The organism is Pectobacterium cacticida (genome assembly GCF_036885195.1).
Lineage (GTDB): Bacteria > Pseudomonadota > Gammaproteobacteria > Enterobacterales > Enterobacteriaceae > Pectobacterium > Pectobacterium cacticida.
In genome coordinates, this window is sequence record NZ_CP133656.1 from 4,078,580 (window position 1) to 4,097,583 (window position 19,004).

General features: G+C 49.7%; 15 protein-coding genes. 8 read left to right on the top strand and 7 right to left on the bottom strand.

What is annotated here, in order from left to right; translation table 11 throughout:
- From RFN81_RS18515 to RFN81_RS18525, 3 genes are all read left to right on the top strand, one after another.
- Positions 1 to 1,437, top strand: a complete 1,437-nt coding sequence (locus RFN81_RS18515) for a M20 family metallopeptidase (protein WP_264497206.1) — start codon at positions 1 to 3, stop codon at positions 1,435 to 1,437.
- A 45-nt stretch (positions 1,438 to 1,482) separates the two neighbouring features.
- The gene (locus RFN81_RS18520) at positions 1,483 to 2,406 is read left to right on the top strand and encodes a LysR family transcriptional regulator (RefSeq protein ID WP_264497207.1); all 924 of its coding nucleotides are present in this window, start codon (positions 1,483 to 1,485) and stop codon (positions 2,404 to 2,406) included.
- Positions 2,407 to 2,633: 227 nt separating this feature from the next.
- Positions 2,634 to 3,650, top strand: a complete 1,017-nt coding sequence (locus RFN81_RS18525) for a 1-aminocyclopropane-1-carboxylate deaminase (protein ID WP_264497208.1) — start codon at positions 2,634 to 2,636, stop codon at positions 3,648 to 3,650.
- Between the two features lie 348 nt (positions 3,651 to 3,998).
- Here the strand turns inward: RFN81_RS18525 and RFN81_RS18530 are convergent, their stop codons facing one another.
- Positions 3,999 to 4,508: an Lrp/AsnC family transcriptional regulator gene (locus RFN81_RS18530; protein ID WP_264499041.1), complete on the bottom strand. Its 510-nt coding sequence runs from the start codon at positions 4,506 to 4,508 to the stop codon at positions 3,999 to 4,001.
- A 274-nt stretch (positions 4,509 to 4,782) separates the two neighbouring features.
- Here RFN81_RS18530 and RFN81_RS18535 point away from each other — a divergent pair, with 274 nt between their 5' ends.
- The 3 genes from RFN81_RS18535 (at position 4,783) to RFN81_RS18545 (ending at position 7,191) form a co-directional block, all read left to right on the top strand.
- Complete coding sequence (locus RFN81_RS18535; RefSeq protein WP_264497209.1) at positions 4,783 to 5,619, top strand: ABC transporter substrate-binding protein; 837 nt, start codon at positions 4,783 to 4,785, stop codon at positions 5,617 to 5,619.
- A 98-nt stretch (positions 5,620 to 5,717) separates the two neighbouring features.
- Entirely contained in the window at positions 5,718 to 6,461 is a 744-nt protein-coding gene (locus tag RFN81_RS18540) for an amino acid ABC transporter permease (RefSeq protein WP_264497210.1), read from the top strand.
- A 1-nt stretch (position 6,462) separates the two neighbouring features.
- Positions 6,463 to 7,191, top strand: coding sequence for an amino acid ABC transporter permease (locus tag RFN81_RS18545; protein ID WP_264497211.1), 729 nt, complete (start codon positions 6,463 to 6,465; stop codon positions 7,189 to 7,191).
- Between the two features lie 172 nt (positions 7,192 to 7,363).
- On the opposite strand, the gene yieH is transcribed toward RFN81_RS18545, so the two are convergent.
- On the bottom strand, positions 7,364 to 8,029 hold the full coding sequence (gene yieH, locus RFN81_RS18550; protein ID WP_264497212.1) for a 6-phosphogluconate phosphatase: 666 nt from the start codon (positions 8,027 to 8,029) through the stop codon (positions 7,364 to 7,366).
- 254 nt (positions 8,030 to 8,283) lie between these two features.
- On the opposite strand from yieH, the gene RFN81_RS18555 reads away from it, so the two are divergent.
- Entirely contained in the window at positions 8,284 to 9,621 is a 1,338-nt protein-coding gene (locus RFN81_RS18555; protein ID WP_264497213.1) for an NCS2 family permease, read from the top strand.
- A gap of 52 nt (positions 9,622 to 9,673) precedes the next feature.
- Here RFN81_RS18555 and RFN81_RS18560 read toward each other — a convergent pair whose 3' ends face one another.
- The 5 genes from RFN81_RS18560 to RFN81_RS18580 all read right to left on the bottom strand — a co-directional run bounded on the left by RFN81_RS18560 (position 9,674) and on the right by RFN81_RS18580 (position 16,329).
- On the bottom strand, positions 9,674 to 10,417 hold the full coding sequence (locus tag RFN81_RS18560; protein ID WP_264497214.1) for a 4'-phosphopantetheinyl transferase family protein: 744 nt from the start codon (positions 10,415 to 10,417) through the stop codon (positions 9,674 to 9,676).
- Positions 10,418 to 10,605: 188 nt separating this feature from the next.
- The gene (locus RFN81_RS18565) at positions 10,606 to 11,127 is read right to left on the bottom strand and encodes a 4Fe-4S dicluster domain-containing protein (RefSeq protein WP_264497215.1); all 522 of its coding nucleotides are present in this window, start codon (positions 11,125 to 11,127) and stop codon (positions 10,606 to 10,608) included.
- A complete protein-coding gene (aegA, locus tag RFN81_RS18570) occupies positions 11,124 to 13,148 on the bottom strand; it encodes a formate-dependent uric acid utilization protein AegA (RefSeq protein WP_264497216.1) in 2,025 nt (674 codons plus the stop codon). Before aegA ends, RFN81_RS18565 begins: the two co-directional genes overlap by 4 nt.
- Before the next feature lie 307 nt (positions 13,149 to 13,455).
- A complete protein-coding gene (locus tag RFN81_RS18575) occupies positions 13,456 to 14,913 on the bottom strand; it encodes a GGDEF domain-containing protein (protein ID WP_264497217.1) in 1,458 nt (485 codons plus the stop codon).
- A gap of 531 nt (positions 14,914 to 15,444) precedes the next feature.
- The gene (locus RFN81_RS18580) at positions 15,445 to 16,329 is read right to left on the bottom strand and encodes a helix-turn-helix transcriptional regulator (protein ID WP_264497218.1); all 885 of its coding nucleotides are present in this window, start codon (positions 16,327 to 16,329) and stop codon (positions 15,445 to 15,447) included.
- A gap of 203 nt (positions 16,330 to 16,532) precedes the next feature.
- Here RFN81_RS18580 and pgaA point away from each other — a divergent pair, with 203 nt between their 5' ends.
- Positions 16,533 to 18,995 carry a poly-beta-1,6 N-acetyl-D-glucosamine export porin PgaA gene (gene pgaA, locus RFN81_RS18585; RefSeq protein ID WP_264497219.1) on the top strand — a complete coding sequence of 821 codons (2,463 nt, stop codon included), beginning with the start codon at positions 16,533 to 16,535 and terminating at the stop codon, positions 18,993 to 18,995.
- Positions 18,996 to 19,004: the final 9 nt, after the last annotated feature.

Genomic DNA, 19,004 nt, shown 5'->3' on the forward strand with positions numbered 1-19,004 from the left:
ATGACGCGTGAAGAGACGATTCAGGCAACCGTTGATTATTTTGCTTCAGGAGAATTCGCGCAGACGCTGGCGCGCCGCGTGGCGTTTCGTACGGAAAGCCAGAACAAAGACAGTGGGCCGCTGCTCGCAGCTTATCTAACGGAGGAAATGATCCCGGCATTGCAGGCGTTATCATTTGAATGCCTGTTGGTTGAAAACCCGGTGAATGAAAGGTGTCCTTTTTTGTTGGCCCGCCGTATTGAGCCTCAGGCGGCATTGACATTGTTGACCTACGGTCATGGCGACGTAGTGCGCGGATACGATGAACAATGGCGTGAAGGATTATCGCCCTGGGATATGGTCAGGAGCGACAATCGCTGGTATGGCCGTGGAACGGCGGACAATAAAGGCCAACACACCATTAATCTGGCGGCGCTGGAGCAGGTGTTGAAAGCGCGGGGTGGGCGATTAGGCTACAACGTGAAAATCATCCTGGAAATGGGGGAAGAGGACGGTTCGCCGGGGTTGAATGCGGTGTGTGAACAGTATCGTGACTGGCTGGCGGCCGATTTGTTCATCGCTTCGGATGGTCCTCGCGTTTCAGCCTCCCGGCCGACGCTGTTTCTCGGTTCTCGCGGGGTATTTAACTTTGAGCTTCAGCTAAATTTACGTGAGGGCGCTCACCACTCGGGTAACTGGGGAGGATTGTTGAGTAATCCGGGGATCAGACTGGCGCATGCCATTGCCAGTATGGTTGACGAACACGGGAAAATTTTAATTCCAGAGCTTCGTCCGCCGGCGCTCTCAGATAATCTGCGTCGCCTGTTGTCCGACATTGAATTGGGCGGCGGTGAGACGGATCCCGTCATCGATCCTAAATGGGGGGAACCGGGTTTGACGGCCGCCGAAAAGGTCTATGGCTGGAACACGCTGGATGTATTGGCGTTCGTCACGGGGAACCCGGATAAGCCCGCTCACGCGATTCCACCGTGGGCAAAAGCGCATTGTCATATGCGTTATGTGGTGGGCTGCGACGTCGAAAATTTTACCCGCTATATTCGCCAGCATCTTGATGCCAACGGTTTTGACGATGTTGAGATAAGGAATGGCGCCAGCCACTATCAGGCTACCCGATTAAACCCCAACGATCCGTGGGTAGAATGGGGCGTGGCATCCATCAAACATTCGGTTGGCGCAAAAGCGGCCGTATTACCGAACTTTGGCGGTGGCTTACCTAATGCCTGCTTTTCGGAAACCCTGGGTTTACCGACGCTGTGGGTGCCTCATTCGTATCCGGCTTGCTCTCAGCATGCGCCGAATGAGCATATTTTGCTGGATATGACGCTGGAAGCACTGAAAATCATGACCGGACTGTTCTGGGATCTGGCTGAACAAGGGGCGGATATCGCCAATGCACGTTTGCGGATGGAAAAACCGCCGTCGGTAGCGGCACTGTAAAAACGGATACCGTGTCTGTCGGTTAACACTTAGGCGGGGGATCGCATGCATAACAACGAAATTCGTTATTTCATGGCTGTGGCGAGTACCGGATCACTGAGTGCGGCCAGCCAGCAGTTGTTTGTGGCCGTATCAGCCATCAGTCGCCAGATACAGCGTCTGGAAACCCGCATCGGCGCTCCTTTATTTGAGCGACATGCGCGTGGAATGGTGTTGAACGATGCCGGGCATATTCTGGAAAATCATGTCCGGCGCAGCATCGCGGATATGGAGCTGGCGATTGCCGAAATTGAAGGGCTGAAATCTTCCCGCCAAACCACGATTCGTATCGTGTGTACCGATGGGATCGCCTTTAATCTGTTGCCAACGCTGCTGGCGAACTACCGGCAGCAGCACCCGGCAGTCAATTTTGTGCTAACGGTTGGTAGCGCCAGACAGATCCCCGAACTGATTCGCCACGGTGAATGTGATGTCGCGCTAAAGTTCTGCCTGTCGCCGGAGCACGGTATCAAGGTGATCTCAACGTTTTCGGCCCCGTTTATGGTGGTGATGAAGGACGATCATCCGCTGGCGCATCAAGATTTTTATTTGGCCGATCTGAATGCTTATCCTGTTGTCTTGCCCGATCAGGCGGCGACGGTCCGCCAGCTATTTGACCTCTCCTGTCGTATGAGTGGTGTGTTTATCGACCCCGTTTTTACCTCTAACCACTTCTCCACCCTGTATACCTTTTTGCTCAACACGCCGAGTGCGATTGCCATATGTAGCCACTTTTCCGTGTTATATAGCGCCCGGCGCGATGGCCTTCAGGTGAAGTCCGTCGGTCTGGAGCAATTGGGACAGCGAACGTTGCAGGTTCAAACTGAAGTCAACAAACCAGTGACGACCGTGCTGAGAAATTTTTTTGATTTCTTAGAAGATGAGCTGGTGCGGCAGGATGCCCTATTTCGTCAGGACTTTTACCTTTAGGCGCACGATTTTTTATGCTTAATTTTATTGCTATTTCTTGGTTTATATCGAAATAATTTTATTTTAAATTCATGCTTAATGAAATTTAAAAGATAAAAACATAATTATTTAGCAATTTAAATTCGTTTTAATACAGGTAATATTGTTCCCATGGCGTGACGGTATTTCCTTGATAAATATGCATGCCCTGCAACCAATGACCCCTTTTTATTCACCGGAGCACAATTATGAATCTGGAAAAATTCCCTCGTTATCCATTAACTTTTGGCCCCTCTCCTATTACGCCAATGAAAAGGCTCAGTGAATATTTAGGTGGAGACGTAGAAATTTATGCCAAGCGTGAAGATTGTAATAGCGGCCTGGCGTTCGGCGGGAATAAAACGCGCAAGCTGGAATATCTGATCCCCGAAGCGCTGGAACAGGGGTGTGATACGTTAGTTTCTATCGGCGGCATTCAATCTAATCAAACGCGTCAGGTTGCCGCAGTGGCTGCGCATTTGGGAATGAAATGTATCCTGGTGCAGGAGAATTGGGTTAATTATGCCGATGCGGTTTACGATCGCGTCGGTAATATTGAATTATCTCGTATTATGGGGGCCGATGTCCGTCTGGATGCTGCCGGTTTTGATATTGGCATTCGTGAAAGCTGGAAGAATGCGATGGAAGAAGCCTCGCGAAATGGCGGCAAGCCTTTCCCGATCCCTGCTGGCTGTTCCGAGCACCCATATGGCGGTTTAGGTTTTGTTGGTTTCGCCGAAGAAGTGCGCCAGCAGGAAAAAGATCTGGGTTTTAAGTTTGACTATATCGTGGTGTGTTCCGTTACTGGTAGTACGCAGGCGGGGATGGTGGTGGGTTTCGCCGCGGATGGTCGTTCACGCAATGTTATTGGCATTGATGCCTCGGCCAAACCGGAAAAAACGAAAGCACAGATTCTGCGTATTGCACAGAATACGGCCAATCTGGTCGAGCTGGGCCGTGAAATTACCGAAGAGGATGTGGTGCTGGATACTCGCTATGGCGGCCCAGAGTACGGCCTGCCGAATGAGGGCACGCTGGAAGCGATACGTTTGTGTGCGCGTATGGAAGGGGTAATGACCGATCCGGTGTATGAAGGAAAATCCATGCAGGGCATGATTGATATGATCCGTAACGGTGAGTTTCCGAAAGGATCGAAAGTCTTGTATGCCCATTTGGGCGGCGCGCCGGCACTGAGCGCCTACAGCTACATTTTCCGCAATGGCTGATCTATTAGCAGGAAACGCCGGGCAACAGATTGTTTCCTTCCGGCGTAAAAGGGGCTGAGTCGGGAGTGGCCTTCAGGATGAGCCGCATGGATGCGGCGAAAGCCAGTGCCGCGTCGGGAACGCGTCACTGGCGGTCCGTCAGAAGGCCGATCCCGGCGAGGGCACCGCGTAGCGGCCCCGTTCCGCCAATAGCCTCAGGTCAAGGAGCTGCGGCGATTGAGCGCTCCTTGTCGGGCGCGTGCTACTTCGTTGCATAAAAATACCTTGCTTTTCGCGCACGAAACTTCATTGAACTTATCTATATCATGGTGATAAAAACCGACATTAATAAGTTCCTTTGTATCAGGATCAAAACGTCAGTTGTGTGGTGGAAAGCACTTCCCTCAGCCCGATGAAGGAACGAATCTGGCGCACGCCGGGTAGAAACAGCAATTGTTCCGCGTGTAGACGATTGAAGCTCTGATTGTCTTTCGTTCTGATGGTCAACATATAATCGAACTCCCCCGTCACCACGTGACACTCCATGCAGCCGCTGATCTTCTGAACGGCGGCCTCGAAATCTTCAAAGGAACTGGGTGTCGATCGATCCAACACCACCCCGATTAATACCACCAGCCCGGCGTTAAGCGCTTGCGGGTTTAGTAATGCCACAAATCCTTTTATCAAGCCGCTTTGCCGGAGTCGCTCAACGCGTCTCAGACAGGCTGGCGGGCTAAGGCTGACCTTTTCTGCCAGTGCGACATTTGAGATCGACGAGTCGGCCTGCAAAATACGTAAGATCGCGGTATCAAAGCGATCCAGTTCGTAAGGCTTTTTCTCGTCCGATAAAAGCTGGGAGTTTGAGGTTTTCTCTTTCATTTTGGGATTCCCGCTGGCATCTGCGACGTCGAATTTTGCCATCGCGTCAATTCAGATAATTAATCTACGGGTTTTTGAGCAGGAGATTAATAAAAATAAGAAAAGCCTCTACCTGTGCGTAATAGATTACGTCGCGCCAGTTCGTCATCTATCAGGATAATCTGCCAAAAATGCAATGTAACATAAGGTTATATTATAGCTATTTATGTTATTTCCCGCGTTTTCAGCCTACTGATAGCCTGCTGATAATACAGAAATCACTAAGAGGCAGGGTATGAGAAAGCAGATTTTGACAGTGACGTTGTTAGCCGGGTTGACTGCCGTTTCTGGCGCTGCACAGGCAGATAAACTGGATGAGATTCAGAAAGCGGGCGTTGTGAAAATCGCCGTCTTCGACAGTAATCCCCCCTTCGGTTATGTCGATCAGCAGAGCAAAAAACTGGTGGGTTATGACGTGGATATCGCCGAGGCAATTGGTAAGGCGCTGGGGGTGAAGGTCGAACTGCGGGCGACGAACCCGGCTAACCGTATTCCGTTGCTAAGCTCGAAGAAGGTGGATCTGATAGCCGCTAACTTCACCATTACTGATGAACGCGCCAAGCAGGTTGATTTTAGTATCCCTTATTTTGCTACCGGGCAAAAATTCATCGCCCGTAAAGGCGTGCTGAAAACCCCGGACGATATAAAAACGCTGCGTATCGGTGCGGATAAAGGCACCGTACAGGAAATCACCCTGCGTGAGCACTACCCGACGGCCAAAGTGATTTCCTACGACGATACGCCGTTGGCTTTCGCCGCGTTGCGCAACGGCAACGTTCAGGCGATCACGCAGGATGATGCCAAGCTGGTTGGCCTGTTAGCGAACGTACCTGACGCCCAGAAGGCAGAGTTTGAAATTTCCCCGTTCAGCATTACCAAAGAATATCAGGGGATCGGGATTCCCAAAGGCGAAACGCGCCTCACCGCAAAAATTAACGACACGCTGATTAATTTGGAAAAGCAGGGTGAAGCGAAAACGATCTACGATCGCTGGTTCGGGCCGAATACGAAATCATTTCAGCCGCGCGGCGACTTCACCTTTGCCCCGCTGGATCAGCAACCTAAATCCTGATGGCGGAAGCGTGTAGTGCTATGAACCTAAGCCCTCTGCCTGACAGGGGGCATTTTTATTTAGGGTATATATCTTCATGACAACGAGAGAGAAAACGCATGGATACGGCGCTGCATTTGCTTGAGTCATGGCTGTTAGCGCCTCAATATCTTTTCTGGTTATGGCACGGTTTCCTGATCACGCTGGGCATTTCCTTTAGCGCAATCGTGCTATCAACCACGTTGGGTTTTCTGCTGGCGGCGGCCAGAGACAGCCAGATTTGGGCACTGCGCAGCGTCGTTGTCGCCTATAGCTCGCTATTCCGTAATACACCGCTGCTGGTACAACTGTTCTTCTGGTATTTCGGCGCTGGACAACTGTTTCCCTCGGTGATAATGCAATGGCTGAATTCACCCCATACGCTTTCGTTATTCGGTAGTACGTTGGTCTGGCCTTCTTTTGAGTTTTTGGCAGGGCTGATCGGGCTAACCCTTTATTCCAGTGCGTTTGTCGCCGAGGAGATTCGCGCTGGCGTGCGTGGCGTGGCACGCGGACAGAAGTATGCCGCGCAGGCGTTGGGGTTAACGGGGTGGCAGTCCATGCGTTATGTGGTGTTGCCGCAAGCGTTAAGGATTGCGCTACCGCCGTTACTTGGGCAATACATGAATATCGTCAAGAACTCGTCGTTGACGATGGCGATTGGCGTCGCTGAATTGTCCTATGCGTCGCGACAGGTGGAGACGGAAACCTTACGCACCTTTCAGGCGTTTGGCGTGGCGACGGTGTTATATATCGTGATTATTGCCGTGATGGAAGGTTGGGGTATGTGGCGTCAGCAGCGCAATGTGGCGGAGAGACATTGAGATGGATTTTACCATTATCACCGATAACCTCGGCTATTTGATGTGGGGGACGTTCCCGGATGGGCCTCTTGGCGGCGCGGCGTTAACGCTGGCGATGAGCCTGCTGGCGGGTATCGCGTCTGCTATCTTGGGTACGATTCTGGGCGTGGCGCTGGCGATGTCGCGCGGCGTATGGAGCGCGCTGCTGGCACTGGTGCTAGGGTTCTTCCGCGCAATACCGGTCATCATGCTGATTTTCTGGACCTATTTTTTACTCCCGATCGTTTTTGGCGTCGATATCCCTGAAATTACCACCGTCGTATGTGCGCTGGCGCTGATTGCGTCGGCGTATCTGGCGCATGGCGTAAAGGCGGGCATTGTCGCGATTGGACGCGGCCAGTGGCAGGCCGGACTCTCGCTGGGATTAAGCCGCTGGCAGGTGTTGTGGCAGATTGTCCTGCCGCAGGCGCTGCGGATGATGGTGCCCTCCTTCATTAATCAGTGGATTTCCCTGATTAAAGACACCTCACTGGCCTACATTGTCGGCGTCGGTGAACTGACGTTTCTTGCGACACAAGTCAATAACCGCAGCATGGTCTACCCGATGGAAGTTTTCCTGTTTGTCGCGCTGGTCTACTTCGTGTTTTGCCTGTCGCTGGAACTGCTGGCAAACCGGGTTAACGCCCGTTTTAACCCGCAGGAAAAACAACCAAAGCGCCGTTTGCTGTGGTGGCGCAATAAACCAGCCTGAAGATGATAATTGTTCAAAAACCTATTTGGCAGAACAAAACGGACGTAACGGAATAGAAGAGTAAAGCATTTGCGCCAGCCGAGCATGCAGGGACGTACTTGCAGCGTCTTTACGATCTCTCCGTTACTCCCGCTCTGCCACCTTAAGAGCCTATCCCAATAGGCCTTTGCTTCTACGCCGTGATATTCCAGCCTTTCTCGCGCCAGATTTGCGGCAGTTCGCGCATATCGTCAAACATTGTGACCAGCGGGTGATGAATCGGCTGATTGTGGGGGTCGGCGCAGTAATAGAACACCGGAATACCCGCCGTGATGCCCGCTTGTACGCCTGCGGCGGAGTCTTCAACCAGAATGCAGTGCTCGATGGGAAGCTGTAGTTGCTCGGCGGCGTGATACAGCACCGCCGGATCGGGCTTCCACTTTTTCAGATCGTAGCCGCTATAGAGATGGTCGCCAAACAGATCGAGCATCTGTGTCAGGCCGAGCGAATGCTGCATCTTACTGACCGGGCCGTTGGAAACCACGGCCATCGGAACGGTGATAGACTGCACTAGCTCACGTGCGCCCTCGATAGGTTGCAGAAATTCATCGAACAGACGTCTTACCTCTTGCCGGAAATGGCGCTCCGCATCTTCTATCGATACCGTTAAGCCGTGCTGCTGGCTGATGCGGGCTATGATCTCGTACAGCTTCACGCCCTTATACGTTTTTATCACCTCCTCCAGCGATAAGTTCACCCCATAGGGGATGAAGATATTTACATAGGCCTGGCAACACAGCACTTCACTATCAACCAGTGTGCCATCACAGTCGAAGAAGACGCATTCAATACGGGGCATGACCTATCCTTATGATGAGATAAACGTTGACGCCTCTACTTTATCCCATTAGCGCGATATTACGACCAGCAATGTTAGTTTCTGGGCCTTGATCCTAAGAGGTAGAGCCTTAATTCAGGAGATATTTGGCGCCATCGCCATGAGGTCATTGCTTTCGCTTATATGATGAAAAAAAAGGGAGGAGCGGCGTAAAAAACGGTGTTTTGTTATAGGATACCCCACGACGGTTATTTCCTTCCTTTGGATTGTTACTCATGAATAAATCACAACCCGATCTTGCTACTGGGCAAGGCCTGTTGGAGCGTGTGTTTAAACTCAAGCAGCACGGTACGACAGTACGTACGGAAACCATTGCCGGTTTCACGACGTTTTTGACGATGGTTTACATTGTTTTTGTTAACCCGCAGATATTGGGCGCGGCGGGAATGGATACCAAAGCCGTTTTCGTGACCACCTGCCTGATTGCGGCATTCGGCAGTATTCTTATGGGGCTGTTGGCTAATCTGCCGGTGGCGCTGGCGCCCGCTATGGGGTTGAATGCTTTTTTTGCCTTTGTGGTGGTGGGGGCGATGGGGCTGCCATGGCAGGTAGCGATGGGCGCTATTTTTTGGGGCGCAATCGGTTTCCTGCTGCTGACTCTTTTCCAGATCCGCTATTGGATGATCGCTAATATTCCGCTTAGCCTGAGACTCGGTATCGCCAGCGGTATTGGGTTATTCATCGCCATGATGGGGCTGAAAAATGCGGGCATTATCGTTGCTAATCCTGAAACGCTGGTGACGATTGGTAACCTGACGTCACACAGCGTGCTGTTGGGTGCGCTGGGTTTTTTCATCATTGTGGCGCTGGCCTCACGCAATATTCACGCTGCGATACTGATTTCCATCGTGGTGACCACTTCGATAGGTCTGCTGCTGGGAGATGTTAAGTTTTCGGGCGTTTTTTCCTTACCGCCTAGCGTAACGAGTGTCGTCGGCCAGGTCGATCTGGCGGGCGCGCTGAATCTGGGGATGTCGGGCATCATCTTCTCCTTCATGTTGGTTAATCTGTTCGATTCTTCCGGTACGCTCATCGGTGTGACGGATAAAGCCGGTCTGGTGGATGCGCAGGGTAAGTTCCCGCGCATGAAGCAGGCGCTGTATGTCGATAGTATCAGCTCTGTGGCAGGGTCGTTTATCGGGACATCGTCCGTCACGGCCTATATTGAAAGTTCCTCCGGCGTCTCTGTCGGTGGGCGTACTGGCCTGACCGCCGTGGTCGTAGGGTTGCTGTTTCTTCTGGTTATTTTCCTGTCACCGTTGGCGGGTATGGTGCCTGCCTACGCGGCGGCTGGCGCGCTGATTTATGTCGGCGTATTGATGACGTCCAGCCTGGCGCGAGTGAAGTGGGATGATTTAACCGAAGCCGTTCCGGCTTTTATCACCGCGGTGATGATGCCATTCAGCTTCTCTATTACCGAAGGGATCGCGCTTGGCTTTATCTCTTATTGTGTGATGAAGTTGGCGACGGGGCGTTGGCGCGAAATCAGCCCGTGTGTGATGGTCGTCGCGTTGTTATTCCTGCTGAAAATCGTGTTTATTGACGGGCATTAATGGGGCTTTGCTCCTGTCTCCCCGGCGCTACCGTCTGCGCCAACGTAGCTGGCTACGTTGGCGCGATGGATGTGGCTTTTTCCACATGATGACCGGTTAATTTCATATAGCGCACGGATTGGCGCTGCTGCTGTAGAATCTCTCCCGTTTTATTCATTCCCGTAGCTGATGTGTATTTCCACATCATTAGCCGGTTAAGCGTCGGAATATGGGCACAGGCCCACACCAGATAATCATCAACATCGCTCATCACTTCTACGGTGGGAATGCCAATGGAATGTAGTCTGCCAGAGGCGGGGTGGAGTTTTAGCGTATGAGAAGGGTGCGCATTTGCGCCAGGGATTTTCATCAATGATTGGCGGATGGTGCAAAGTTGAGTCGCCGCTTCCAGCGGATCGCGTTGAGCGTCAATCCATGCCTGCTCGGCCTGCGTCTGTGCCAGCATCTGTGGCACAACCTGGGTCATTGGCCGGACATGAATGAGCTCAATATCCATCCCTACGCGGCCCTCTTCGCTCAGGAGAATGGCAATAGTATTACCCGCATAACCGATACTAAAATGGGGCAAGTGCGGATCGGCAAAATAGGGGCGTCCCTCCGGGGCGGTCAGTAGCGGGGGCAGTAGTGGGTAGCCAAAAAAATAGAACATCATTTCGGCCAGTAGTACGCGGCTTTTCAAATAGCGCTCGCGGCGCTTAGCCGAAAATACCTGTGTCGATGAGATCAGCCTGTCTGGCAGCCTCTGTAAGCCAGGAAGCGCTTCCATGCTTGTCCACCTGACAAAATGACAGGTCATTGTTCACTCCGTGATCGTGATGAAAGAGGGGAATCTATCCGGTATTACCAATGCATATTATCAGACTAATATATGATCTAAAGAAAAATCGGTGGATAAATCGGCGAAAATTATTTATTAAGTTCACCGAATTTCCTGTATTGCATGCTGTGTGGCAACAGTACTATGTTCGCTATATTTCTGCGGCGTTAAGGGGTTGTCCATCCCAGGGCTGAGCGCCGTTGTTTTTCTAACGTTTGTTTATGCAGTTCCTCCGCTGTCACTAATCGCAGCGCCGATGTTGGGCACACGCTGACGCAGGATGGGCTTTGGGCCACATCGGCACATAAATCGCATTTATGCACTTCGCTTTGCAAGAGTGTTAACTCCTCTCCATCATTTGACGCGGTGGCAACCACATCGATGGCCCCGAAGGGACAGGCGACAATGCAACTTTTGCAGCCAATGCAGCGGGCCTGAATAACCTGGATACTATTTCGATCGCGCACCAGCGCATCATTAGGGCATACGCTGGCACAGGGCGCGTTCTCACATTGGCGGCAAAGCACGGGGACGCTAACGCTGGCGCTTTTTATCACTGTTAAACGGGGAAAGAAGTGAGAAGGTCGCAACTCAGCGCTTTGACCACCGCTATGGGCTACTGCACAGGCGATCTCACAGGTTCGACAGCCAATACATTTTTCTGCTTCGGCGATAACAAATTGATTCATGAGTGGATCTCCTCACGAGTAGCGTTCACTTCGATATGTTGCGGATACGCTGGAATGGCGCCAGTGACGGCGGCGATCCCCATTGTCGCTAACATGCTCAATGCGGCCTTGCGCCCATCGGCTATAGCAGTAACGACTAAATCGGCGCCGCGCACGGCATCACCACCGGCAAAAATGCGCGGATGGCTGGTCTGGCACGGGATTTGACCATTGAGGGGCGCCATGATGTACCCGCCATCATCCAGATCAACGGCAGCCTCTTTCAACCACGGCATCCGGTGTGACTGAAAACCAAATGCGGTTATTACGGCTTCTGCGGGTTGTACGAACTCGGAACCCGGAATGGGGCGAGGGCGACGGCGGCCACTTGCATCGGGCTCGCCTAGTTCGGTGCGCACCAGACGAATGCCACAGACTTCCCCCTGTTCATTGAGGCAGATTTTTTGTGGTTGTACATTAAACATGAATTCCACACCTTCCTCGCGGGAATTCTTCACTTCTTTTTTCGAACCGGGCATGTTGGCTTCATCGCGGCGGTAGGCGCAGGTGACGGATAGCGCGCCTTGTCGTACAGAGGTGCGCAGGCAATCCATCGCGGTATCCCCGCCGCCAAGTACCACGACGCGTTTGCCTGCCATCGAGATATAGGGTTCATCCTTTGATTCTGGCAACCCCATCACGTGCTTGGTATTGGCAATCAGGAAAGGGAGTGCGTCAAAGACGCCGGGAGCATCTTCATTTTCAATGTTGGCCTTCATCGAACGATACGTCCCGACGCCAAGGAAAACGGTGTCATACTCGTCCAGAAGTTGAGCCAGCGCAATATCTTTGCCCACTTCTGTGTTTAGTCGAAATGTTATTCCCATCGCGCTGAATACCTCGCGCCGATGAATCAGAACGGCTTTATCCAGTTTGAAGGATGGAATGCCAAACGTGAGCAGCCCGCCAATTTCTGGATGGCGATCGAATACGACGGCCTCCACGCCGTTGCGTGCCAGGACATCGGCACAGGCTAGCCCAGCCGGGCCCGCCCCGATAATCGCCGCGCGTTTACCGCTGGGGACGACATGCGTCATATCAGGCGACCAGCCCATTGCCATTGCGGTGTCGGTAATGTAGCGCTCAATATTGCCGATGGTAATGGCGCCGTACTCTTTGCCTAGCGTGCAGGCGCCTTCACAGAGCCGATCCTGAGGGCACACCCGACCACAGATTTCCGGCAGGCTGCTGGTTTGATGCGACAGCGTAACGGCTTCAAGAATGCGTCCCTGCTTCGCCAGTCGCAGCAGTTCAGGAATATTATTGTGTAACGGACAGGTCCATTCACAGATCGCGCGTTTACCGCACGAAAGGCAGCGGCCGGCCTGATCTTCCGTCTGCTGTGCCGAGAAGCCGTGATAGATTTCATCAAAAGTCGATGTCCGCTGTGTGAGAGGTTTTTTCTCAGCATCCCGGCGCGGCCAGTTCTTCCTTTTACTGAGTGGGTTAGTCGTCATCGTTTGTCGCACGGGCGTTTCACGCTGCCAGTATGTGGCTGAACGTTGCGCCATCGCTTGCTGTTTTTCCTGACGATCGGCCACCAGCGTTTGTTCGCTGACGAGGCGTAACGCCTGAGTCGGGCACGCTTCTACGCACGCCTGGCCTTGTGGGCGATCGATGCAAAGATCGCATTTATGGGCAACGGTGCGATTATCCATGGGGTTGGTAACCATAGACATTGCGCCGAACGGACATGCTACAACGCAGCTTTTACACCCGATGCACTTTTCCTGAATGAGATGAATACTGTTGTCTTTTCTAATCAGCGCTTGTGTAGGGCACACGCTGGCGCAAGGTGCCTCTTCACAGTGCCGACAGGTTACGGCGGCTCGCAGCGCTGGTGAATTGAATGCCTTGATTCTGGGCTGAAACACGGTGGCGCTATCCGGATACTGCTCACCATTGTGTGAAATCACACAAGCAATCTCACATGCGTGGCACCCCATACAGTCTTGAGTACTGGCAATAACAAATCGGTTCATTACCTTCTCCCACCCTGAATCCCTCGATCGTGACTTTTATCCTAATTGCTGGATAGCGTCACAACCTTGATATAGAGCAGGTAAAAAGTCGGTAAATGTTAAATTTTGCGTAGAGTGGCAATAAAATTATTGAATCGTTTCAGTTGCTTATAATGTTACTGATAAGTAATATTCTTGAAACTTATGACCTTGTTTTTTATGTGGTTTACGGTGATTTATCGGCAGTAGCGGGGTTGGTGCTCATTACTTGTCACCCAACGTCCCTGTTTCTAAAATAGTCTGGAGGCAACCCGCGCGTAGTAGATGTTCACGATAGTGGTTTTGCCATCGGCTTTTTTGCATAGTTGGAATTTACGCGATTACGTCCTTGCTTTTTGGCGTTGTATAACAAAGAATCCGCTTCTTTAAATGCGTCATGAAAATCTTCAATTTTTTCCAGATGAAAAAAGCTTACTCCGATACTGGTTGTATATTTGACGGTACGGCCATCAGCCAGTGATAATGAAGAATTTTCTATAATAAAGCGAATTCTCTCTGCTATATCTAAACAGTCTGTCACAGAGAGACCCTGTGTTAGGATTAAAAACTCCTCTCCTCCCCATCGGCATAATAAATCTTGAGGTCGAGTATATTGCTTAAGCGTTGTTGCAAACGCTTTAATGACATTATCACCTATGGCATGCCCATAGGTATCATTAACTTTTTTAAAATGGTCAATATCAAGGAAGAAAAGCGCCATCATCTTATTTTCCCCACCTCGCATAGAGTTAATGATATTCATCATATGCTGATTGAGAGAACGTCTATTTAAAATGCCAGTAAGGGCGTCATGATTGCTTATCAGTTCTATTCTTTTAATGTTTTTTTTATTTTTATTTATGAATGACGATGCGGTGATAATGCTTATCATAATAAACGAAATGTTCATCTGGAATAAGTAGGATGATTCAAATAAGTAGTTTTTTTCCACTTTATCATGGATCTCTATTAGTCTGTTTATATAGATGTAATTCAATGAGACACCCGTTGCACAACAGATAAAAATAATCTTATTAAACGAATGAGTCAAAGAAAGATAAATTAACGGCAGTATTGCTAATATACTTGTTGTAATGTCTAAAGAGGCCATCAAAATAATAACTAGAACATAGGAAACGATAACCAAATGTTTTTTTATTGAGGTAAACGGTGTGATAAATCCATTTGCTATCTTTTTTATCCCTTTAAGAAATGGAAAAACAAAAATAACACTAGTACTCAGTTCTTCGCTAAACCATTTCCTCGATAGGATGAAGGTGTTTTCATTACCGCTTTGGGGGTATAAGTATAAACCATAAAACATGGATGAAATTATTGAACCTGTAAATATTGAAATAAATATAAAGAAAATATAATTCCTGCTTAATATACTATAGGATTTACCTTTTATTTTTAATAACGTTATAAATGTAATCCAAGCGGTAATGGTAAATACTAGACTGAGGACAGTATAAATTAATTTTTCCAAGAATGATTGGTTATTTTCAAAATAGATTGCTGGTAGTAATATTCCCAAAAAACCAACCATGCATAAAATAACGCTATGCAATGATTTTTTTTTAATGCTTTTATCTCGACTTCGATAACATATCAGAAAGCAAAATAAGAGAGTATCTGCTGGCCAGAATAAGGATGTGTCATCTAATAAACGGAAAATTAATCCTAATGAGCTGATAACTAAGGTTGAAATGAAAACAACTAATAATTCATAAGGACGAATTTTCATTTTTTCCCCGATTAGCGTATTTGATTCAGATCAAATGAGTTTAATCATGACATCCAAATACTTCTTATCTTAACTCATTTTAAACCTGTCATACGTCTAACGGCATATGCATTGACCACATTTACTCATCTTAGCCACAAGCCTAAGCAAACGCATTGTCATTAAGACCCAATCCCATTAGGGCTATTTTACCTGCCATTTTGGCCCTGGGCAGTGAGTGCCCGAAATCCTTACTTACGCCAAATACGCTCTGGTTTTTGCGCGCAGTCCGTGACCGAAATGACGGCGCTAATTACGCCTACTGGGATAGGCATTAAATGAGAAATATGCCGTTTATCACCGGAGGCGAATGCTTAGCCAGCCAGATTCCGTTCCCGGTAAATCTGGCTTCTCATAGATTATTAACTAACTGTATTTATTAATAATAAACACACTTTAGGGTTGGGGGAAAAATCAATAGGCAACTTGTGTCTTATGACCTTGCACAGCGATATCTCCCAAGGAACCCCCCATATCAGTAATGGAATGGGATCATGATCCGAGATATGCCAGAATCTCTTCCTTGTTAATGAGAATAAAGGGCTGATTGTCTTTCATATCCTCATCAAGAAGGTTGATATGAAAACGATTCAGAGTTTCATGCAAGCATGCCAGACGGCAGGACAAAATTAACTCCCCATCGGTTATACCATATTCCAGTTCCAGCGCGCGTTGGCGTGCCTGAGGCAGTTGGTCATTAGGCTTTAAAATGAGCTGAAGATGCTTGTTCCATGAGTCATCGCTTGCGGGATCAATCGTCGAGGGCTCGCCATCTTCGATGTGAAGGATTCGTGTAAGAATAAAATCTTTAAATTGCTGCTTAATATGGCAATAAGCGCGGACTCGCCACTGTAGCCCATCATTGCCTAATGCGTGTGGAGAAATGAGTCGCGGCGAATGATCCATTGATGATGAGGACTGATAGGAGATGCGCACAGTCCTTTTTTCTCGGATCGCTCTGACAATCACTTCAACGACGTGTTCGCTGTAGATATGGAGTGGGACAGGAATCCAGCTTACCTCTGGCGGCGATTCTATAAAACTGGCGTCAGCTTCCAGTACACCCGTCTTCATGGCTAATAATTCTGCTAAATAACGCTGAGCGGAGTTCTGCGGGTAGACCGCAGAGAACGTTGGCGTAGCCGTGTAAGTTTTGGTTCGTCGATCGTAGACCAGATTATAAGGCGCAATCTCAATATATTTGGCGATATCAAGCGAGGCCTGAGGGATAGACAAGCCAAAAAAGGAGGTGAGATCGGTACGGTTTATATGCCCACTCCACTGCAACCGAAAGTCGATGAACTGGAGCCGACGTTCCAGCCCCCAACTGCGCCCTTTAACGGGTTGTTCTGAATCTGATACTGGTAGTTTAGTCATATGCGTATAAAAATTATATTGATAAAAAAAATATATGCATTATTATGCGCGAAACTGGCATTAGCGTCTATCTCTGACTTCGCATCATGAGAGGGATCGCTGTATGCCGTGTTTAGGCCCGATTTGAGGTGTTAAGTCATGAAATCAGCGTTCAACGATGTATTTGAATGTCATCCTACATCACGGGTAGGGGAGATTCAGCGATGAGTGTTGTGAATTCTTATTTACGTAGACTCAATCCACTATTTTTTAACATAATAAAATCATTAGTTTATTTATCTCTTACCGGCGGTGTTGCGACAGCTGAATCTCATTACGATGCATTAATCATCAACGCCCGGCAGGGCGATATCGCCACGGCGGCGGCGTGGCTTGATGGTCAATCCAGAAATCGCATACTGACGGTTTCCGAAGTCACTGATTGGATAATCATTAACAGTTGGGCTAACCATGATGCCGAGGTACGACGAATCTGGGAAACGTATTCGCCAACGATGTCCTTACCCGACCCTGCGTTAAAAGCCGCGGCCAAATCTTATCGCAATCTTCGGCAATGGCCGTTGTCACTGGCACTATGGCAGCGGGTTTTGCAACGCTCTCCCTGGGATGATGATGCCCGTAGTGGTTTACTACTTACCCTCGCCGATGCCGGGCAAACAAAAAGCGCGCTGGAACTCGCCACCTCGCGTGTTGAGCATGAGCCAACGGCACAGCACTGGCGTGAATTAGCCTGGGTACAACGTATTGCGGGGGCGCATACGGATTCTCTCTTTTCTATCATCCAAGCTATGCGGCATGCCCCGCAAGACAAATCGCTGCTTTATGACTACAGCGATATACTCTCCCATAACAATATTAGCGCCCCGGCGTTAAACGCCTTCGAAATGGGTAAACCCTACCGTTTTCAGACCGATGAAAGCCAGCGTCAGCGTGAGTTGGAGGCCGCGGCTGAACTGGTTCGGCTTTCGTTTATCACGTCGACAACAGAAAACGAACGCTTCGCTGTGGCGGATCGCGCTTTGGCGCGTTATGACGTCTTGATGAAAAAATGGCGAACGCTTCCAGCTGCAAAAAACAGCTATCGCCATGCTCGAATTGATCGGCTAGGCGCATTACTTGCTCGTTATCGTATGGAAGATGTTGTTTCGGAATATCAATCCCTCCTGAGGGAAGGAAACATTCCTGATTACGCCCGCCGCTGGGTCGCTTCCGCTTATCTCTATCTACAGCAGCCGGAGCAGGCGGCGCTGATACTCAGTGCGGTAATACGAGACGATCCGCCGCAACGCGCCCAGATCGTGCAGCAAGGTGATTTTTTCTACAGTATTTTGGAGAGTGAAAAAATTGAACAGGCAACGCGGTTGTCCATCCAGGCTGAAGAAAAAACACCTTATAAAAAAAGCGTTTATGGTTTATCTACCGTTACGCCCAATGATGATTGGATTAACATTAAATACCTAGGGATTCAATCGCTGATTTCCCATAACAACCTTCCTGCCGCACAACAACTGGCGCAAAGAATGGCCTTCAGTGGGCCTGCGAATCAAGAGCTAAATCTAAGCGTGGCCAGCATTTATCTGAATAGAGGATGGCCACGTCGTGCCGAATCATTATTAAAACGGGCCGAGTTGTTGGAACCGAGATCATTCCGGTTGGAAACCCAGCAAGGGCTAACCGCATTGGCATTGCAGGAGTGGCGTCAGCTTGATCAATTGACCGACGATACGGTAACCCGTTATCCCGAAAATTTCTCGGTCAAGCGATTAGCGCGTTTACGCCAGGTACATCACATGGCGGAATTGCGTATTGCTGGTGAACAAGGAATTAAGTCTGACAGCCCAGCCAAAGGCATGAATGATGCAGATATTGATGTTGTGCTCTATAGCCCTCCGTTTGCCGACCACTGGCGAATGTTCTCAGGCGGCGCTTTTAATCGAAGTGATTTCAGTGAGGGACGGGCTATTAATCGCAGAATTCGCGGGGGCGTAGAGTTTACTAACCGTGATAACTGGCTCGAAGCGGAGATTTCACAGCAAAACTTTGGCTTTGGCGCGGATATCGGCGGGCGTTTTTCTTATTGGCATGATGTTAATGACGTGTGGCGCGTCGGCCTTAATGCTGAACGGCTCATGCGAAGCACACCGCTGCGGGCACTTAAACATGGTGTAACGGCGAACGGCGGTGGAGGGTATGTGCGCTGGCGGCAAAGTGAGCGGCGCTCATGGCAAGCAGATCTGTCAACCGGATGGTTTTCTGATGGTAACAGGCGTCATGAATATGCGCTGAGTGGGCAAGAGCGAATTTTTTCATCGCCATTTTTAGTCATCGATTTCACCCCATCCCTAAGCGTGGGATCAAATACTAAGCAGAACGCCTTGTATTACAACCCGCAAAACGATGTTGCCGTGTTACCCGCCGTTGCTATCGATCACTTGCTTTATCGGCATTACCAAACGGAGTGGCATCAGGAAATCAAGGCGGGCGTCGGACGCTACTGGCAAAAAGGGGAATCCGCAGGGGCTATCACCACGATCGGATATGGGCAACGAGTTCGATGGAATGACGTGCTGGATATGGGCGTGAGCGCTCAGTGGGATAAGCGACCTTACGATGGTAAGCGCGAGCAAAATGTGTCGCTGTCTTTTGATGTGAATTATCGGTTTTGAGGAGAAAGG

Coding starts and splice junctions, on each gene's coding strand:
- yieH (WP_264497212.1), bottom strand. CDS start 8,029: ATGCCCCGTATTGAATGCGTCTTCTTCGACTGTGATGGCACACTGGTT.
- RFN81_RS18555 (WP_264497213.1), top strand. CDS start 8,284: ATGAATAAATCACAACCCGATCTTGCTACTGGGCAAGGCCTGTTGGAG.
- RFN81_RS18525 (WP_264497208.1), top strand. CDS start 2,634: ATGAATCTGGAAAAATTCCCTCGTTATCCATTAACTTTTGGCCCCTCT.
- RFN81_RS18535 (WP_264497209.1), top strand. CDS start 4,783: ATGAGAAAGCAGATTTTGACAGTGACGTTGTTAGCCGGGTTGACTGCC.
- RFN81_RS18565 (WP_264497215.1), bottom strand. CDS start 11,127: ATGAATCAATTTGTTATCGCCGAAGCAGAAAAATGTATTGGCTGTCGA.
- RFN81_RS18520 (WP_264497207.1), top strand. CDS start 1,483: ATGCATAACAACGAAATTCGTTATTTCATGGCTGTGGCGAGTACCGGA.
- RFN81_RS18575 (WP_264497217.1), bottom strand. CDS start 14,913: ATGAAAATTCGTCCTTATGAATTATTAGTTGTTTTCATTTCAACCTTA.
- RFN81_RS18545 (WP_264497211.1), top strand. CDS start 6,463: ATGGATTTTACCATTATCACCGATAACCTCGGCTATTTGATGTGGGGG.
- RFN81_RS18580 (WP_264497218.1), bottom strand. CDS start 16,329: ATGACTAAACTACCAGTATCAGATTCAGAACAACCCGTTAAAGGGCGC.
- RFN81_RS18530 (WP_264499041.1), bottom strand. CDS start 4,508: ATGAAAGAGAAAACCTCAAACTCCCAGCTTTTATCGGACGAGAAAAAG.
- pgaA (WP_264497219.1), top strand. CDS start 16,533: ATGAGTGTTGTGAATTCTTATTTACGTAGACTCAATCCACTATTTTTT.
- aegA (WP_264497216.1), bottom strand. CDS start 13,148: ATGAACCGATTTGTTATTGCCAGTACTCAAGACTGTATGGGGTGCCAC.
- RFN81_RS18515 (WP_264497206.1), top strand. CDS start 1: ATGACGCGTGAAGAGACGATTCAGGCAACCGTTGATTATTTTGCTTCA.
- RFN81_RS18540 (WP_264497210.1), top strand. CDS start 5,718: ATGGATACGGCGCTGCATTTGCTTGAGTCATGGCTGTTAGCGCCTCAA.
- RFN81_RS18560 (WP_264497214.1), bottom strand. CDS start 10,417: ATGACCTGTCATTTTGTCAGGTGGACAAGCATGGAAGCGCTTCCTGGC.